Genomic DNA, 17,266 nt, shown 5'->3' with positions numbered 1-17,266 from the left:
GGGGGCGCCGGGGCGCCGGGGAGGCCCCCCGGGAAGGGCCCTCGCCGCCGGAAGGGCCTCGCCGCCGGCCCGCCGGGCGTCCGCTACCAGCGTCCGGGTGCGGTGCCGGTGAGGGGCCGCGAGGGCCGTCCGTCCACGCCGACCGGGACGTCACCGGCGATCATCACCCGGTGCATGATCCGCGGGTGCTCGAGGTGGGCGGTGTCGCCCGGGGCCAGATGGATGGTGGCCCGGTTGTCCCAGAACGCCACGCTGCCCGGCTCCCACCGGAACCGCACGGTGTACTCGGGCCGGCTCGCCTGCTCCAGCAGCATCTCCAGCACGGCCCGGCTCTCGGGGCGGGAGAGCCCGGTGATCTGCTCGACGTAGTAGCCGTTGACGAACAGCACCCGCTCCCCGGTCTCCGGGTGCACGCGCACCAGCGGGTGCTCGGAGGCGGTCTGGTGGTCCAGCAGATGGCGCACATAGGCGTCGTCGCCGGGCCGGGGCTGGTAGCCGACCCCGAGACGGTGCTCGGCGCGCAACCGGTCGGCGAACTCGCGCACCGGGGCGGACAGGCCGGCGTACGCCGCGGCCAGGTTCGACCAGGTGGTGTCGCCGCCGTAGGGCGGGACGGTCTCGGCGCGCAGGATCGTCGCGGCCGGCGGGTCGACGCGGGCGCCGTGGTCGCAGTGCCAGCCGCGCAGCAGGGTGTGGCGCCGGCGGCGCAGCCACTCGTCGTGCTCCATGCCGAACCGGCCCCCCAGCTCCAGCCGGTCCGCGGTCGTCTCGATCTCGGGGAAGTCCGGCGGCGAGGCCTTGCCGCGCCGCGGCAGGACGACCGGTTCGCCGAACCGGCGGGCCAGCGCCACCTGTCCGGCGTGGTCGAGGCGCTGGCCGCGGAAGAACACCACCTTCCAGCGCAGCACCGCCGCCCTGATCCGGGCGATCACGGCGTCGTCGAGGTCACCGGCGAGGTCGACACCGGTGACCTCGGCCCCGATGTGCCCGGCGACCGGATGGACCTCCACCGCCGCGCTCCGCTCCCCGTCCGTCACGCCGCCCCTGTCCGTCGTCATGCGTCCCCACTCCGTCGCTCGTCCCCCCGGCCCCGTACGGACCGGGTCCCGGGAAGATCGTGGCAGCGTCGGGCGGGCCTGGCGACAGGGCCTCGTCCGCGCGGACCCGCCCGTCCCGGTTGATCATTGCCCCCACCGTCCGCGACGCTGGGAGGACGACACTGTCAACGGGAAGGCCCCCTCGTGATCACCATCCCGAGCCACACCCTCAACGACGGCACGACGATCCCCGCCCTGGGTCTGGGCACCTGGCCGATGGACGACGTCGAGGCGGAGCGGGCGGTGGCCACGGCCCTTCGGGCGGGTTACCGCCTCGTCGACACCGCGACCAACTACCGCAACGAGACCGGTGTCGGCCGTGCCGTGGCCGGGGCCGGCGTGCCCCGCGAGGAGATCGTCGTGACGACGAAGCTCCCGGGCCGGCACCACGGCTACGAGGAGACACTCGCCTCCTTCGAGGAGTCCCGGGCCCGGCTCGGCCTGGAGTACGTCGACCTCTATCTGATCCACTGGCCGCTCCCCCGCGTGGACAAGTACGTCGACTCCTGGAAGGCCATGATCAAGCTGCGCGAGGACGGTCTCGTCCGGTCGATCGGCGTCTCCAACTTCACGCCCGCCCATATCGAGCGGCTGGAGAAGGAGACGGGGGTGCTGCCCTCGGTCAACCAGATCGAGCTGCACCCCCTCTTCCCGCAGGAGGAGCTGCGCGCCTACCACGCGGACAAGGGCGTGCTCGTCGAGAGCTGGAGCCCGCTGGGCCGTGGTTCGCGGCTCCTGGACGACCCGGCCGTGGCCGCCGTCGCCGAGGCGCACGGGGTGACCCCGGCCCAGGCGGTGCTGCGCTGGCACCTCCAGCTGGGCGCACTGCCCGTCCCGAAGTCGTCCGACCCGGTGCGGCAGCGCGCGAACCTCGACGTGTTCGGCTTCGAACTGGACGCCGCCCAGATGCGGGCCGTCGCCGACCGGGCCCACCGCCGGATCGGCGGGGATCCGGAGGTGCACGAGGAGTTCTGACCGGGTACCCGGGGCCCGCGCGTGCGGTGTGGGGTACGGGAAGGAGCGGCACGGTGGGCGAACGGGACCGGCTGCGGGACTACCACGGCAAGCGGGACTTCGGCCGGACGCGTGAGCCCCGGGGGGCCGGGGCCGCGCCGGGCCGGGAACCCCGCTTCGTGGTGCAGATCCACGACGCGCGCAGGATGCACTTCGACTTCCGGCTCCAGGTGGGCGAGGTGCTGAAGTCCTGGTCGGTCCCGAAGGGCCCGTCCGCCGATCCTCGCGACAAGCGGCTCGCCGTGCCCACGGAGGACCATCCGCTGGAGTACGAGGAGTTCGAGGGGGTGATCCCGCGCGGCGAGTACGGCGGCGGCACGGTGATCGTCTGGGACCACGGCACGTACGAGCCGCTCAGCCACGACCGCCGGGGCCGGCCCGTCGACTTCGCGGAGTCGCTGGCGCGCGGCCATGCCACGTTCCGGCTGCGCGGGTCGAAGCTGCACGGCGAGTACGCCCTCACCCGCTTCCGCGACGGGGACGACGGCGGTGAGCAGGCGTGGCTCCTGGTCCGGGCAGCCAAGGGGGGCGCCGGCGGTCGCGGCGCCCCGGATCCGCGACGGGCGCGGTCGGCACGGTCCGGCCGTACCCTCGCCCAGGTCGCCGCGGAGGGCGAGGGGCCCCCATAGGGCTCCTCCGGCGGCTCATGCCGCAGACGCGGGGTCGCAGGACGCCGACGGTCACCCCCGGCCCGATCCGCCGGACAGACCCTGCGCCGGGTCGGGCAGTGGCTGTTCCGCCCAGATCGTCTTGCCGCCGCCCGTCTGCCGGCTGCCCCAGCGCTGGGTGAGCTGGGCCACCAGCAGCAGTCCGCGCCCGCCCTCGTCGTAGGCGTGGGCGCGGCGCAGATGCGGTGAGGTGGAGCTGGCGTCGGCGACCTCGCAGATGAGGGTGCGGTCGCGGATCAGCCGCAGCTTGACGGGGGGCACTCCGTACCGGATGGCGTTGGTGACCAGTTCGCTGACGACGAGTTCGGTGATGAAGGCGATCTCGTCCAGTCCCCACGCGGCCAGCATGTCGGTGGCCCACTGCCGGGCGGCGCCCACCTCCTCGGGGTCCGGCGGCACGTCCCTGGTGGCGACCCGGTCGGCGCCGAGGGCCCGGGTGCGGGCCAGCAGCAGGGCCACGTCGTCACCGGGTTCCTCCGGCAGTACGTGCTTGAGCACACCGTCGCACAGGGACTCCAGCGAGTCGGCGGGCACCTGCAGGGCACGGCGCAGGTCGTCCGTGGCGCGATCGATGTCGCGGTCGCGGTCCTCGACGAGGCCGTCGGTGTAGAGGGCGACGACGCTGCCCTCGGGCAGCTGGAGCTCCATCGCCTCGAACGGCAGCCCTCCCACCCCCAGCGGCGGGCCCGCGTTCACGGGGATGAGCCCGCAGGTTCCGTCGGGCAGCAGGAGGGCCGGCGCGGGGTGCCCTGCGGCGGCCACGCTCAGGCGGCGCGAGACCGGGTCGTAGACGGCGTACAGGCAGGTGGCGCCGAGCTCGCCGATGTCGTCGCGGTCGCCGGCGGAGAGATGGGAGACCAGGTCGTCGAGGTGGGTGAGGAGTTCGTCGGGCGGGAGGTCCACGTCGGCGAGGGTGCGCACGGCCATGCACAGCCTGCCCATGGTCGCCGCGGAGGGGATTCCGTGGCCGACGACGTCACCCACGACCAGGGCGACCCGGCTGCCGGCCAGCGGGATGACGTCGAACCAGTCGCCGCCGATGCCGGCCGCCGACCCGGAGGGCAGATAGCGGTGGGCGACGTCGACGGCGGCCTGGCCGGGCAGTCCCCTGGGCAGCAGGCTGTGCTGGAGCATCAGCGCGGTGGTGCGTTCGCGGGCGAAGCGGCGGGCGTTGTCCACACAGACGGCGGCGCGACTGGCGAGTTCCTCGGCGAGAACGGCGTCTTCCGCGACGTATTCGTCGGGGTGGACATTGCGCACGGCGACCGCGACGCCGAGCGTGGTGCCGCGGGCGCGCAGCGGGACGGCCAGCAGGGAATGGATGGCGGCGGGGCGTGGGCGGACGGTCGGGGCGGGCGCGACGCGCTCGGCGATCCACCGGTCGAAGTCCGGTTCGCCCGCACGGGCGAGCACCGTTCTGCACTCCCGCAGCGCCTGCGCGGGCGGGGAGTACGACGGGTGGACGTCCGTCTGGCCGAGGTGCACGGCCGCCCCGTGGCTTCCGTGGGCGGCGGAGCCGTGCGCCACGCGACGCAGCTCGATCCCGCTCTCCGGGAGGGCAGGGGGTTCGTCGGCCCCGAGCACCCAGTCGAGCAGGTCGACGGCGGCGAAGTCGGCGAACGCCGGCGTCAGGAGTTCCACGAGCTCCTCGGCGGTGCGTACGACGTCCAGGGTGGTGCCGATGCCGGCGGCGGCCTCGTTCAGCAACGCCAGGCGCCGCCGGGCACGGTGCTGTTCGGTGCTGTCGAACGCCGCGACCACGGTGCCGACCACCTCGCCGGATCCGTCCCGGACCGGCCACATCTCGATGTTCCAGGCGTGCGAGCGACCTTCGGCGGGTGCCCGGGTGACGCTCTCGTAGCGCAGGGGCTCGCCCGTCTCGGCGACGCGGCGCAGATGCCGGGCGATGCCGAGGGTGTCCGCGCCCTCGTCCACGGTGTGCAGGTAGGGCCGCCCCAGCAGGTCCTGCACCGGCCCGCCCATGATCCGGAAGGCCACGTCGTTGACCCCCAGGTAATGCTGCTCGGTGTCGAAGATCGACATCGGCATGGACGCCTGCTGGAACGCTCTCGCGGCCAGGGAGGTCTCCGCCGCGTCGGGCGGCCCGGCGGTGATCACCTGTCCGGCCGGGGTGCCCACGGCGCCGAGCAGGGGCCGGACCGTGAGCCGGGCCGGTACGGAGTGGCCGTCGCGGTGGCGCAGCGCGGCCCGGCCGGATGCCAGGGGCGTGCCGGGGGGCGGGGCGTCCGCGGCCAAGAACTCCCGCACGGCCCGTCCCACGGCCTCCTCGGCCGGGTGTCCCGTCAGCCGCCGGGCGCCCTCGCTCCACCCCGTCACAATGCCGCGGGCGTCGACGACCACCACGGCGGAGGCGTCCTCCATTCGTCCAGGATCGTCCCATTACGTGCCTGTATCAACCGCGACCGTGCGTCCGGGTGGTGTCAGGTGCGGTGGTCACGGAGCGCGGCGAGCGCCCGGTCGGCGTGGACGTTCATCCGCAGCTCACTGCGGACGACTTCCAGGACGGTCCGGTCCCGGCCTATGACGAAGGTGGCACGTCTGGTCGGCGCCAGGGCGATCCCCCGCTTCACACCGAACCGCTCGCGGACCGCGCCGTCCGCGTCGGACAGCAGCGGCATGCCGAGGCCGTGCCGTCCGGCGAACTCCGCCTGTCGTTCGACGGCGTCCGCGCTGATGCCCACCGGTCGCGCGCCGGCCGCGGCGAACTCGGCGGCGAGATCCCGGAAGTGGCAGGCCTGCGCGGTACAGCCGGGGCTCAGGGCGGCGGGGTAGAAGAACAGCACCACCGGCCCCCCGGCGAGCAGATCCGACAGCCGGCGGACGGTGCCGGTCTCGTCCGGCAGCGCGAAGTCCTCGACCGTGTCGCCCTTCTCCGGGCGCCCGCTCACGCCCGGCCCTCCGCGCCCTTGGCGACGCGGCGCGCCCACAGCACCAGCGGCAGCTGCAGGGGCAGCCGGCCGAAGGCGACGGCCTTCTGCGGGGTGGGGCGGTGCCGCCAGTCGACGGCCATCTTCACGTTGGCGGGGAACACGCCGACGAAGAAGGCCGCCGCGGCCAGCGCGGCGGCCTTGCGGGTACGGGGCAGCGCCACACCGGCGGCCAGCGCCAGTTCGGCGGCGCCGCTCGCGCAGGTCCAGGTCCGGGGCGAGCCGGGCAGGGAACGCGGCACGATGTGGTCGAACTGGCGCGGGGCGGCGAAGTGGGCGGTGCCCGCGACGGCCAGCAGGCCGGCGAGCAGCAGGGGTGAGCGTTCGGACCGGGACACGGTTCCTCCTCTGATGACCTGCCGCGCGATATTACCGGACAGTAAGTAGCCGGCGCCGCCGCTCGTCGCCGCTCGTCGCCGCTCGTCGCCGCTCGTCGCCGCCGTGGGCGTCGTGGGCGTCGTGATCGTCGTGATCGTCATGAGTCGTGGGCGTCATGGTCGTCATGAGTCATGGGCGTCGTGGTCGTCGTGGTCGGACCGCACGCCTCTGCGCTGCCGGCACCGCCGGCCGCCGTGGTGGGCGCGGCGCCGTGCGTGGCGGTCACCCGCTCGACGGGGTCCCGCGGGAGCGGCGGGGGTGGCACGGTCGCGGCCTGCCGGGACGACGGGCCGTCGCTCCCGCGCCCGCCGGGCGCCGTCGCCTGCCGGCCGGTCGGTCGTCCTCGTCCGACCGAGCGCCTTCGTCTCGTCGTACGTCCGTGAGCGCACCCGGGGGCGGGAACGAGGCAAGGTACCGGGTCAGGCGGTGGGGGCGGGTTCCGTTTCCTCGTCGGTGGGGTGGGCGAGGAAGTCGTCGACCATGCGGTGGAAGAGGGTGGCGAGCTGCCGCAGCTCCTCGGGCGACCAGTGGGCCAGGGCCACCTGCATGCCCCGCACCCCGGTCTCGCGGATCCGGGCGATCGCCTCCCGGCCGGCGTCGGTGAGCTCGATGCGCTGGGCGCGGCGGTCGTCGGGGTCCGGGACGCGGGTGGCATGTCCGGACTTCTCCAGCTGCTGCACCGTGCGCGTGACGTGCGACGCCTCCACGCCCAGCCGGGCGGCCAGCTCCCCCGGCCGCATCGGCTCGGTGTCGGCCATCTGCCGCAGCAGTGCGACGGCCGCCCGGTCCAGCGGCACACCCGCCATGGCCATCAGCCGCTCGTGCTGACGGGCGCGCGTGCTCAGGTAGGTGATGCGGTGGAGCGCGCGCTCGATCTCGGCCACTTCCGGGGAGGCGGGGACGTCGGAGAGCGGGGGTGTGGGCATGCGCCGCACTTTACCATCTCATTGCGTAACTCAATCAATCGCCGGCCTTCCCACCGTTCGGGCGAATCCCCGGCGGCCTGCGCGTGGCGGTCCGCACGGATGTCCACATCTCACCCGTGACCCTGCCGCTGATCCCGCCGATGCTCGCCACCCCCGGCACCCTGCCGCCCCCGGCGGCGGACGCCCGCTTCGCCTATGAGACCAAACAGGACGGCCAGCGGGCGGTGATCTACCTCCCCGGCGACGGCACCGTCGTGCTGCGCGCCCGCTCCGGCCAGGACATCACGGGCGCGTACCCCGAACTCCGGCCGCTGGCCACCGCCCTCGGTGCCACGCGCGCGGTCCTGGACGGCGAGGTGCTCGCACTGGACGAGCGCGGCCGCGCGAGCTTCCAGTTGCTGCAGTCCCGCATGGGCCTGGCGCACTCCCCGGAGAGGGCGGCCCGGCGGGCGGCGGTGGTCCCCGTCCACCTGGTGCTGTTCGACGTCATGCATCTGGCCGGACGGTCGCTGATCCGTGTGCCCTACACCGGGCGCCGCGAGGCGCTCCTGGACCTCGCCCTCGACGGGCCGGCCTGGTCCACTCCGGCCGCGATCACCGGCCACGGTGCCCAGGCGCTGCGAGCGACCCTTCACCACGGCCTCGAGGGCCTGGTCTGCAAGCGGCTGGACTCGGTGTACGAACCCGGCGTGCGCTCCCGCGCCTGGATCAAGATCCGCAACATGCGCAGCGAGGACGTCCTGGTCGGCGGCTGGCTGCCCGGCAAGGGACGGCTGACCGGCCTGCCGGGCGCCGTGCTGGTCGGGCAGCGGGCGGCGGGGCGGCTGCGGTACGTCGGTGGCGTGGGCACCGGCTGGAGCGAGGCCGAACGGGCGGAACTGGCCGCGCTGTTACGGGCGGGGGCGACCGACGTGTGCCCCTTCGACCCCGCGCCGGCCGTGCCGGGCGCGCGCTGGGTGGTGCCCCGGCTGGTCGGCGAGGTGCGCTACAGCACCCGTACCCGGGACGGGATGCTGCGCCAGCCGTCCTGGCTGCGCCTCAGGCCGGACCTCGCACCCGAGGAGGCGGCGGCCGACATTCCGGAAGACCTGGTGTGATCCGGACTCGCCACCGCGAGTGTTGGGCCGTGCTTCACCAGCGGTACGCCTGCGACCTCTTGGCATGTATGCGTCCAGCGGGGATGCTGAACCCTCTTGCCCCCCACAGTGGTTGGGCTGCGCCCGCACCAAAGGAGGACGCAGTGTCGTCGAGCACGTCCCGAACGCACCGCAGGAGATGGCTGACCGGCCTGGCCGGCGCGGTCGCCCTGGTCATCGCCTTTCCCGCCACCGCCTTCGCCGCACCGCCCCCCGCCCTGCCGGCCAACGCGGACGGGCTGGAACAGACCTACCAGCCCGCCTACGACTACGACACCGACGGCTGCTACCCCACACCGGCCATCGGCCCGGACGGCGCCGTCAACACCGGCCTCAACCCGACCGGCGCGCTCAACGGCAACTGCCGTGACGCCTCGGACCTGGACAGCACCAACGGCTATGCGCGCTCCAAGTGCAACAACGGCTGGTGCGCCATCATCTACGGCCTGTACTTCGAGAAGGACCAGGCCCTGCCGGGCAGCAGCCTCGGGGGCCACCGCCACGACTGGGAGCACGTCGTGGTGTGGGTGCAGAACGACACCGTGCAGTACGTCTCGACGTCCAACCACGGCTCGTTCTCGATCCACGCGCGCTCGGCGGTCCGCTTCGACGGCACGCATCCGAAGATCGTGTACCACAAGGACGGCATCAGTACCCACTGCTTCCGCCTCGCGGGCTCGGGCGACGAGCCGCCGGAGAACCACAAGGGCAGTTGGCAGTACCCGGCGCTGGTCGGCTGGAACGGCTATCCGGCGGGGCTGCGCGACAAGCTCACCTCGTACGACTTCGGCAGCGCCAACTTCGGTCTGAAGGACGGCAGCTTCACCTCCCACCTCGCGGCGGCCAAGCCGTCGGGCATTCCGTTCGACCCGAACGCCTGAACGCGGCACGCCCGTTGACGCCGGGGCGCCGTTCGGCGTCCCGGCACGGCCGGGGCCGTCGGGGTCTATCGTGTGGGCATGCCCACCCCCGAACCGATCCGGATCGTCTCCCGCGACTCGCCCATGGCGCTCGCCCAGGTGGAGCGTGTCCGGGCGGAGTTGGCCGCCGCCCATCCCGGTGTGCGCACCGAGGTGGTGCCGGTGAGGACGACCGGGGACACGTGGCTGGGCGATCTGTCGCAGGTGGAGGGCAAGGGCGCGTTCACCAAGGAGGTGGACGCCGCGCTGCTCGCCGGTGAGGCGGACGTCGCCGTGCACTGCGTCAAGGACGTGCCCGCCGACCGGCCGCTCCCGGCGGGCACGGTGTTCGCCGCGTTCCTGAAGCGGGACGACGTCCGCGACGCCCTCGTGCACCCGGACGGCCTCACCCTGGACGAGCTTGCCCCCGGGACCCGGATCGGCACCTCCTCGGTGCGCCGGGTCGCCCAACTGGCCGCCACCCACCCGCACCTTCGGTGCGTACCGTTGCGCGGCAACGCCAACCGGCGGCTGGAGAAGCTCGCGGCCGGGGAGGCGGACGCCCTGCTGCTGGCCGTCTCCGGCCTGGAACGCATCGGCCGCGGTGACGTGATCAGCGAGGTCCTCTCCCCCGAGGCGATGATGCCGCCCATCGGCGCGGGCATCCTCGCCCTGCAGTGCCGCGAGGGCGACGCCGATCTCATCGGGGCGGTCGGCGCCCTCGGCCACCCGGACACCCACCGCGAGGCCGCCGCCGAACGCATGTTCCTGCATGTGCTGCAGGGCCACTGCAACAGCCCGATCGCCGGCCACGCCCGCGTGCACCGCACCGGTGAGCTGTCCCTGCGGGCCTGCGTCTTCACGCCGGACGGCAAGATCCGGCTGAACGCGCACGAGTGGGCGGGACGGCTCGATCCGGAGACGCTCGGCACATCGGTCGCCGTGGCCCTGCTGCGTCAGGGCGCCCGCGAGATCATCGACGGCATCCCGCACTGACACCGGCTCAGGCGGTGCCCTCCTCGGCCTGCTCCTGCAGGAAGACGCTCACCTGCTGCGCGAGGCCGTCCCGGCACGCGCCCGCGGAAGCACCGGCGGACACCTCCTGCACACCGATGCCGCCCGCCCACAGCCGGCGGCCGGCCCACTCCTCGTCGGCCCGCAACTGCACCTGGACGTCGACATGGCTCAGGGACGCCTCGGGAGCGGCCGCGTAGAGCACCGCGGTGACCCGGCGCAACGGGTAGACGTCGAAGCCCTCGATGAACTGCGAGTTGCGCCAGTCGATGAACGCGCTCTCGCCGTCGGGCCCGGTCCGTACGTCGATCTGGCCGTCCTCGAGATGAATACAGAAAGGCCTCTCGCCGCGGTTCTCGACGGTCACGCGGACACTGAAGTACGTCAGCCCCTCGGCGGCGTCATCCCGGCCGCGCGGCGGTTCGCCGGATTCCAGACGGTGGACGCGGACCCGCAGACCGGCATGCTCGTCGCACTCCTGCCAGTCGCCCACCACGTTCGGCTCGTACACAGTGCACCTCTCGACTTCGGTCCGCTGTTTCCTATCTGTGGGCTCAGCGCACTGTCAAATGAGCAGAATGCGCTGTGGTCAGGCGGTTCGCCCCATCTGATCAGTGATCAAGCGCTGCGCTGGAGGAATTCCCCGACCGGCCGTCCGGCTCACGGCGACGGCGTGCCGCACATCACGTCCGGCGCAGTGATCACCGGCGGGCCGGGGGAGCGGTCCGCGACGGCGGGGTGGGGCGGGCGCCGTCCCCCCGCCCCACCGCCGCGCATTTCACTGAACGAATTCTCTTGATTCCGGACCGTACGTCATCCGCGAATGCGCCCCACGGAATTCCGGGAACCGTTTTGAAATGACGGCGTACGGGGAATGGGATTCCCAGTGCTTCGGACAGGAGGCACGTCCGTGGGGACCGCTCGCCGGCCGCGGGCCTTCCGTGGTCCGAGCCGCCGCTTCCCACGGGTACTGTCCATCCGGCACCTGCTCAGGGAGGTGCGCGCCATGCGTACCGTCAGGCCCAGGAAGCCGCACCCCCACGACGACTCCCCGGACACGGCCGGGGACTTCGCCCGTCTGGCCGGGCTGCCCGACGGGCCCGAGCGCAGCATGCTGCGCGACGAACTGGTCACGGTCTGGCTGCCCATGGCGGAGCGGATCGCCGTCCGGTTCCGGGGACGCGGTGAGGCCCTGGAGGATCTGTACCAGGTGGCGGCCCTCGGTCTGGTCAAGGCCGTCGACCACTACGACCCGGCGCGCGGCAACGCCTTCGAGGCGTACGCCGTGCCCACGATCACCGGCGAGATCAAGCGCCACTTCCGCGACCACATGTGGACCCTGCACGTACCGCGCCGGGTGCAGGACCTGCGCAACCGCGTGCGGCACGCGGCGAAGGAGCTGGCGCAGACGACTCCGGGCCGGGCGCCCACGGTCGCGGAGATCGCCGAGCACGCCCGGCTGACCGAGAGCGAGGTGCGCACCGGTATGGAGGCGCTGGAGTGCTTCTCCGCGCTGTCGCTGGAGGCGGAGATGCCGGGCACCGACGGATACGCCCTCGGGGACGCGATCGGCGGTCCGGACCCGGCCTACGACGCCGTCGTCGACCGGGTGGCGGTGCGGCCCTGTCTGGAGGCGCTGCCGGAGCGCGAGCGGCTCATCCTCTATTTGCGGTTCTTCGGGGGGATGACGCAGAGCTCCATCGCCGAGCAGCTCGGCATCTCGCAGATGCATGTCTCCCGGCTGCTCAGCAGCTGTTTCACCCATCTGCGCGAGGAGCTGCAGGCCGAGGCCGGCTGAACGGGATCCGCGCGGCGCGGGCGCGTCAGCACTCCGGCGGCGCGCCCGGGATCTGGGTGGGCCCGAGCCGGTCCAGCACCTCTTCCAGTACCGTCCGCACGTGTGCGGGCAGCAGGCCGGTGCGCCCCCAGACGAGGATCATGTCGGCCACGTTGCGGAGCTTGATGTTCGTCCGCTGCGAGACCTCCTTCAGCACCGTCCAGCCCTGGTCGGGCGAGACCCGCCCGAGTGCGACGATCATGCCGATCGCCTGGTCCACCACCGCGTGCGAGGCGACCGCGTCCTTCAGTTGCTGTACCTCTTCCTCCAGCTGGAGGATCCGGTCCGCGCCCCCTTCCGTGGGCATGGTCACCTCCGGGTCCGGTGTGCCGCTCTTCTGGTGCCTTCGCATAGTGCTTGAGTGCCTTCACCCAGTGTCCGATCCCTCCATCGTCACCACGCGGACCGCCCTGTGCCACCGGGGTGGGCCGGGCGGTCGGCGTCGCCGTTTCGGAGCCGCCGCCGGGGTACTCGGCAGGCGCCCGGACCGGTATCCGGCGGACACTGGTGTCATCCGGGTGGCTGCCGGGCCGAACGAGATCAGGACGCGACTGCCATGAACCACGACATGCCCTCCACCGCCGCGACGACGGACGTCTTCTCGACGCACTCCGTGTTCGGGGCACCTTGCTGGGTCAGTCTGACCAGCCGCGACGTGAAGACGACCGAGGACTTCTACGGGGCCGTCCTGGGCTGGCAGTGGCGTCAGGTCCGGCTCGGCGACCGGTTCCGCATCGCCCTGGCCGACGGCGCGCCGGTGGCCGGGATCGCCGGGGTCGCCACCATGTGGCAGATGGCGGTGGCGTGGACGCCGTACTTCGCGGTGCGCAGCGCCGACGAGGCAGCGGCGCGGGTGCAGGAGCGCGGCGGCACCTCGGCGGTCGGTCCGATCTCCCTGCCGCCCGGGCGTGCGGCGCTGCTGGCCGACCGGGACGGGGCGACGTTCGGGATCTGGGAGGGCGAGCTGTTCACCGACTGGCCCACCTGGCGCCGCGCGCAGCCGGCGTTCATCCGGCTGCACACCCGTGACGCGTTCGACGCCGCCATCTTCTACGGCGAGGTCTTCGACTGGGCGTCCGACAAGCCCGGCTGCTGCGAGGTGCGCTACGAGGGCGAGGAAGTGGTGCTGCGCAGCGGCGGGCAGGTGGTGGCGCGGATCGAGTCGGGGGCCGCGGGATCCGCTCCGGACCCGGCGATCCGGCCGCACTGGCAGGTTCACTTCACCGTGAAGGACGTGGCGGCCTGCGCCCGCGCCGCCGAGCGGCACGGCGGCAGCGTCCTGTCCGAGGCCGCCGACGAGGCCGTGCTGCGCGACAACGAGGGCGCCCAGTTCACGGTGACCTCACGCCCCGAACGATGACACCGCCCGGGGCCGGCCGGTCACGGTGAGGTGCGGGACGGACGGGACAGCAGAACCAGGCCGCGGGCGGCGACGGTGAGGGCGGTTCCCCACTTGCGCTCCGACTCGTCGGGGGTGCCGTCCGGGTCGGCGGTGTCGATCAGCACCGTCCAGCGTTCGCCGTAGGCCGCGTCCGGCAGGCGGAAGTCCACCGGCTCCCAGTGGCTGTTGAGCAGCAGCAGGAAGGAGTCGTCGACGAGGGGCCGGCCGCGTGCGTCCGGTTCGGCGATGGCGTCGCCGTTGAGGAACACACCGACCGAGTGGGCGTCGGAACGCTGCCAGTCGTCGTCGGTCATCTCCCGCGCGTCCGGCAGCAGCCACACCAGATCGGGCAGCGGCTGGTCCGCGTGCCGCGCGGTCTCGCCGCGGAAGAAGCGGCGGCGGCGCAGCACGGGGTGGTCGAGGCGCAGGGAGATGAGCGTCCGCGTGAAGCGCAGCAGGTCGCGCTGTTCGTCGGTCAGCCGCCAGTCGACCCAGCTGATGTCGTTGTCCTGGCAGTAGGCGTTGTTGTTGCCGCGCTGGGTGCGGCCCAGTTCGTCGCCGTGGGAGAGCATCGGGATGCCCTGGGACAGCAGCAGCGTGGCGAGGAAGTTGCGCTGCTGGCGGGCGCGCAGCTCGAGCACGGCCGCGTCGCGGGTGGCGCCCTCCGCGCCGCAGTTCCAGGACCGGTTGTTGCTCTCGCCGTCCTGGTTGTCCTCGCCGTTGGCCTCGTTGTGCTTGTCGTTGTACGAGACGAGGTCGCGCAGCGTGAAGCCGTCGTGCGCGGTGACGAAGTTGACGCTGGCGCGCGGCCTGCGCCTGCTGTGCGCGTACAGGTCGGAGGAGCCGGTCAGCCGGGAGGCGAACTCGCCGAGGGTGTGCTCCTCGCCCCGCCAGAAGTCCCGTACGGCGTCGCGGTACTTGCCGTTCCACTCCGACCACAGGGGCGGGAAGTTGCCCACCTGGTAGCCGCCCTCGCCCACGTCCCAGGGTTCGGCGATCAGTTTGACGCGGCTGATCACCGGGTCCTGCTGGATGAGGTCGAAGAACGCCGACAGCCGGTCCACCTCGTGGAACTGCCGGGCCAGGGTGGCCGCGAGGTCGAACCGGAAGCCGTCGACATGCATCTCGGTGACCCAGTACCTGAGTGAGTCCATGATCAGCTGCAGTACGTACGGGTGGCGCATCAGCAGGCTGTTGCCGGTGCCGGTGGTGTCGTAGTAGTGCGACCAGTCGCCGTCCACCAGGCGGTAGTACGAGGAGTTGTCGATGCCCCGGAAGGAGAGGGTGGGGCCCTTCTCGTTGCCCTCGGCGGTGTGGTTGTAGACGACGTCGAGGATCACTTCGAGCCCGGCCGCGTGCAGGGTCCTCACCATGTCCTTGAACTCGTTGACCTGCTGCCCGCGGGTGCCGTGGGCGGCGTAGGCGTTGTGCGGGGCAAAGAAGCCGATGGTGTTGTAGCCCCAGTAGTTGGCGAGGTGACGTCCCTGCAGCACACCGTCCTGGACGAACTGGTGCACCGGCATCAGCTCCACCGCGGTGACGCCCAGGGAGGTCAGGTGCTCGACCACCGAGGGGTGCGCCAGACCGGCGTAGGTGCCCCGGAGTCCGTCGGGGACGTCGGGGTGGGTGCGGGTGAGGCCCTTGACGTGGGCCTCGTAGATCACGGTGTCGGCGTAGGGGCGGCCCGGCCGGGCGTCGTCGCCCCAGTCGAAGGCCGGGTCGGTCACCACGCCGAGCATGGTGTGTCCGGCGCTGTCGGCCGGGTCGGGTCCGTGCGGGCTGCGCTCGTAGAGCGAGGGGTGGTTGTCGATCTGTCCGTCCACCGCGGTGGCGTAGGGGTCGAGGAGCAGCTTCGCCGGGTTGCAGCGGTGGCCGGCCGCCGGGGCCCACGGTCCGTGCACCCGGTAGCCGTAGCGCTGTCCGGGGCCGACGCCGGGGAGGTAGCCGTGCCAGACGAAACCGTCGACCTCGGTGAGCCGTACGGCGCTGTGCCGGCCGTCGTCCTCCACCAGGATGAGGTCGACGCGTTCGGCGACCTCGCTGAACAGCGCGAAGTTGGTGCCCTCGCCGTCGAAGGCCGCACCCAGCGGGTAGGGGCGCCCGCTCCACGCGGGCGCCCCTTTCCGGTTCCGTCGCCGGGTCACCGGGCCTCCTCCAGGAGGCCGCCCGGCGTTCGCACCCGTCCGGTCAGCTGGGCGACGGCCACCTCGCGGGGCAGGTCCAGGCCCTCGCTCTCGCGCGGGTCGGGCGCGGTCGGCACCAGCGGGACACGCTCGCCGGCGCGGGCGCGCTGCGAGAACCAGATGACCTTGCTGCCGGTCTCGGTGGCGCAGCAGCCCCAGCCGTCGCTGCTCGCCGCGATGTGCTCGAGACAGCCGCGCAGCTCCTGGTCGGGGCGCAGGGCGCGGTCGTTGTCCCCGATGGCCGTGATGAGGTGCTGGCCGTTCCACCACATCTCGATCGACGTGTTCTTGTCGGTGGCGTGCTCGTCGATGGCCCGCAGCAGCATCTCGGCGCCGCCGCAGACGGGCTCCATCAGGTTCTCCAGGTCCCAGAACCGGAGGTGAGCGGCCAGTATGCGGCTGACCTGTCCCACCTTCTCCGGGCTGACTTCCACGTCGAGGTGGTAGTAGCAGGGCACTGCGCTCTTCATGGTCGTTGGCTCCTCACCGCGAAGCTCTCGTTCCTCCTCGCCCCTGCGGGGCGAGCCCCCGGACACGGAACGTGAGCGGGTATCGCTTCTGAGTCACCTTCAGAGTGAGGGCATTGGTCCATCCGTGCAACACGAGCGCACGACTGAGGCGCCCGTGACGACAACCGAGCACGGGGCCGCGCCTCCACCCGCCGGGATGCCGCCCCGAGTGGTTGAAAATCCAACAAGACGATGCGTCATCACCCGTGCACCATGTGTGAAGACCTCGATCGCCGTTACGGGTCCGTGCGTTCCGCGCGCACGGCCGCCGCCCGACCGTCGGGACAACGCGCCCCCATCGAGCCCCGGAAAGGTGAACGGCGCCATGCTGCTACCCGCCAAAGCCGAAGTCGCCCGGCAGTTGCGTCGCTACCGGGCGTGGGAGCGCGTGATGCTGGCGGCCCCCACCGATCACACCGTACGGGCCACCTTCGAGGACTCCGGCTACACGCTCTGTGTGCTGATGGGCAAGCGCTGCGCCCGGGAGGCCGCGGACGCCGCCGAACGGTACCTGCGCACCCCCCTGGTCACCTGTCCGCAGGAACAGAACGACAGGCCCCGTCCGGCCGCGACGGCCAGACGGGGCCCGCCCGCCATCGAGCGGCGCTCCCCGGCGGGAAGGTAAGGACCTTCCCGCCGCCAGGTGGTCCCACGTCCGGCGCAACGGCCCGGGCCCGAGCACGGCGGAGGTGCACAGACCCATGAAGACGACCCGGACCATCGGTCGTATCCCGGTACGGGACGTCCGGCCGTCCGTCGACTGCGGGAGGCGGCCGGCGAAGGCCGTAGTGGGTGAGACGTTCGAGGTCACCGCGACCCTCTTCCGTGAGGGGCACGACGCGGTGGCCGCCAATGTGGTCCTGAAGGATCCCGAGGGGCGTCCGGGGCCGTTCACTCCGATGCGGGAGTTGGCGCCGGGCACGGACCGGTGGGGCGCGGAGGTCGTCGCGGACGCTCCGGGCCGGTGGACCTACCGCGTCGAGGCCTGGGGGGACCCCGTGGCCACCTGGCGCGGGACCGCCACCGTCAAGGTGCCGGCCGGCATCGACACGGGGCTGGTCCTGGAGGAGGGCGCCGACCTCCACGAGCGCGCGGCCGCCGGGGTCCCGCGGGAGGACGGCCAGGCCGTGCTCCTGACCGCGGCCCGGACCCTGCGCGACGACTCCCTGCCCTGCGCCACCCGGCTGGCGGCGGCGTTGACGCCGGAGGTGGACGCGGTGCTGGCCCGGCATCCGCTGCGGGAGCTGGTCACCAGCAGCGAGCCCCTGCCCCTGCT

At 72.8% G+C, this 17,266-nt stretch carries 18 protein-coding genes; 9 read left to right on the top strand and 9 right to left on the bottom strand.

The annotated features are described in order from the left end of the window. Positions 1–83 precede the first annotated feature (83 nt). The gene (locus IE178_RS16820; protein ID WP_193512876.1) at positions 84–1,058 is read right to left on the bottom strand and encodes a TauD/TfdA dioxygenase family protein; all 975 of its coding nucleotides are present in this window, start codon (positions 1,056–1,058) and stop codon (positions 84–86) included. A 183-nt stretch (positions 1,059–1,241) separates the two neighbouring features. Here IE178_RS16820 and IE178_RS16815 point away from each other — a divergent pair, with 183 nt between their 5' ends. Both IE178_RS16815 and IE178_RS16810 read left to right on the top strand, forming a co-directional pair. Beyond that, positions 1,242–2,072, top strand: coding sequence for an aldo/keto reductase (locus tag IE178_RS16815; RefSeq protein ID WP_193512875.1), 831 nt, complete (start codon positions 1,242–1,244; stop codon positions 2,070–2,072). A 53-nt stretch (positions 2,073–2,125) separates the two neighbouring features. Beyond that, complete coding sequence (locus IE178_RS16810; RefSeq protein ID WP_193512874.1) at positions 2,126–2,740, top strand: DNA polymerase ligase N-terminal domain-containing protein; 615 nt, start codon at positions 2,126–2,128, stop codon at positions 2,738–2,740. Positions 2,741–2,791: 51 nt separating this feature from the next. On the opposite strand, the gene IE178_RS16805 is transcribed toward IE178_RS16810, so the two are convergent. From IE178_RS16805 to IE178_RS16790, 4 genes are all read right to left on the bottom strand, one after another. Beyond that, positions 2,792–5,161: a SpoIIE family protein phosphatase gene (locus IE178_RS16805; protein WP_193512873.1), complete on the bottom strand. Its 2,370-nt coding sequence runs from the start codon at positions 5,159–5,161 to the stop codon at positions 2,792–2,794. A 59-nt stretch (positions 5,162–5,220) separates the two neighbouring features. Beyond that, entirely contained in the window at positions 5,221–5,688 is a 468-nt protein-coding gene (locus IE178_RS16800) for a peroxiredoxin (RefSeq protein ID WP_184766724.1), read from the bottom strand. Next, positions 5,685–6,065: a DoxX family protein gene (locus tag IE178_RS16795; RefSeq protein ID WP_193513015.1), complete on the bottom strand. Its 381-nt coding sequence runs from the start codon at positions 6,063–6,065 to the stop codon at positions 5,685–5,687. Before IE178_RS16795 ends, IE178_RS16800 begins: the two co-directional genes overlap by 4 nt. A 459-nt stretch (positions 6,066–6,524) precedes the next feature. Beyond that, positions 6,525–7,031, bottom strand: coding sequence for a MarR family winged helix-turn-helix transcriptional regulator (locus IE178_RS16790; RefSeq protein WP_184766726.1), 507 nt, complete (start codon positions 7,029–7,031; stop codon positions 6,525–6,527). A 116-nt stretch (positions 7,032–7,147) separates the two neighbouring features. On the opposite strand from IE178_RS16790, the gene IE178_RS16785 reads away from it, so the two are divergent. The 3 genes from IE178_RS16785 (at position 7,148) to hemC (ending at position 10,062) form a co-directional block, all read left to right on the top strand. Next, positions 7,148–8,128, top strand: a complete 981-nt coding sequence (locus IE178_RS16785; RefSeq protein WP_193512872.1) for an ATP-dependent DNA ligase — start codon at positions 7,148–7,150, stop codon at positions 8,126–8,128. A 143-nt stretch (positions 8,129–8,271) separates the two neighbouring features. After that, positions 8,272–9,048 (top strand): NPP1 family protein, encoded by a 777-nt coding sequence (locus IE178_RS16780; protein WP_193512871.1) that lies wholly within the window; start codon positions 8,272–8,274, stop codon positions 9,046–9,048. A 72-nt stretch (positions 9,049–9,120) separates the two neighbouring features. Next, positions 9,121–10,062 carry a hydroxymethylbilane synthase gene (gene hemC, locus IE178_RS16775; protein WP_193512870.1) on the top strand — a complete coding sequence of 314 codons (942 nt, stop codon included), beginning with the start codon at positions 9,121–9,123 and terminating at the stop codon, positions 10,060–10,062. 7 nt (positions 10,063–10,069) lie between these two features. Here the strand turns inward: hemC and IE178_RS16770 are convergent, their stop codons facing one another. Further along, positions 10,070–10,591, bottom strand: coding sequence for a hypothetical protein (locus IE178_RS16770; RefSeq protein WP_184766730.1), 522 nt, complete (start codon positions 10,589–10,591; stop codon positions 10,070–10,072). 495 nt (positions 10,592–11,086) lie between these two features. Here IE178_RS16770 and IE178_RS16765 point away from each other — a divergent pair, with 495 nt between their 5' ends. Beyond that, positions 11,087–11,878, top strand: a complete 792-nt coding sequence (locus tag IE178_RS16765) for an RNA polymerase sigma factor SigF (protein WP_184766731.1) — start codon at positions 11,087–11,089, stop codon at positions 11,876–11,878. 25 nt (positions 11,879–11,903) lie between these two features. Here the strand turns inward: IE178_RS16765 and IE178_RS16760 are convergent, their stop codons facing one another. Next, positions 11,904–12,224 carry an ANTAR domain-containing protein gene (locus IE178_RS16760; protein ID WP_193512869.1) on the bottom strand — a complete coding sequence of 107 codons (321 nt, stop codon included), beginning with the start codon at positions 12,222–12,224 and terminating at the stop codon, positions 11,904–11,906. Positions 12,225–12,473: 249 nt separating this feature from the next. On the opposite strand from IE178_RS16760, the gene IE178_RS16755 reads away from it, so the two are divergent. Then, complete coding sequence (locus IE178_RS16755) at positions 12,474–13,277, top strand: VOC family protein (RefSeq protein ID WP_193512868.1); 804 nt, start codon at positions 12,474–12,476, stop codon at positions 13,275–13,277. A 20-nt stretch (positions 13,278–13,297) separates the two neighbouring features. Here IE178_RS16755 and glgX read toward each other — a convergent pair whose 3' ends face one another. Further along, the gene (gene glgX, locus IE178_RS16750) at positions 13,298–15,442 is read right to left on the bottom strand and encodes a glycogen debranching protein GlgX (RefSeq protein WP_193512867.1); all 2,145 of its coding nucleotides are present in this window, start codon (positions 15,440–15,442) and stop codon (positions 13,298–13,300) included. Continuing rightward, positions 15,439–15,951, bottom strand: coding sequence for a pep a2 (locus tag IE178_RS16745; RefSeq protein WP_184766734.1), 513 nt, complete (start codon positions 15,949–15,951; stop codon positions 15,439–15,441). Before IE178_RS16745 ends, glgX begins: the two co-directional genes overlap by 4 nt. Before the next feature lie 364 nt (positions 15,952–16,315). Here IE178_RS16745 and IE178_RS16740 point away from each other — a divergent pair, with 364 nt between their 5' ends. Next, the gene (locus tag IE178_RS16740) at positions 16,316–16,615 is read left to right on the top strand and encodes a DUF5133 domain-containing protein (RefSeq protein ID WP_193512866.1); all 300 of its coding nucleotides are present in this window, start codon (positions 16,316–16,318) and stop codon (positions 16,613–16,615) included. Between the two features lie 76 nt (positions 16,616–16,691). Then, positions 16,692–17,266, top strand: a 575-nt coding sequence (locus IE178_RS16735; RefSeq protein WP_193512865.1) for a maltotransferase domain-containing protein, incomplete at its 3' end; no start/stop codon positions are given.

It is taken from the genome of Streptomyces griseoloalbus (assembly GCA_014650015.1).
In the GTDB taxonomy this organism is placed as follows: domain Bacteria; phylum Actinomycetota; class Actinomycetes; order Streptomycetales; family Streptomycetaceae; genus Streptomyces; species Streptomyces griseoloalbus.
This window is presented reverse-complemented; position numbering and strand designations above follow the sequence as displayed.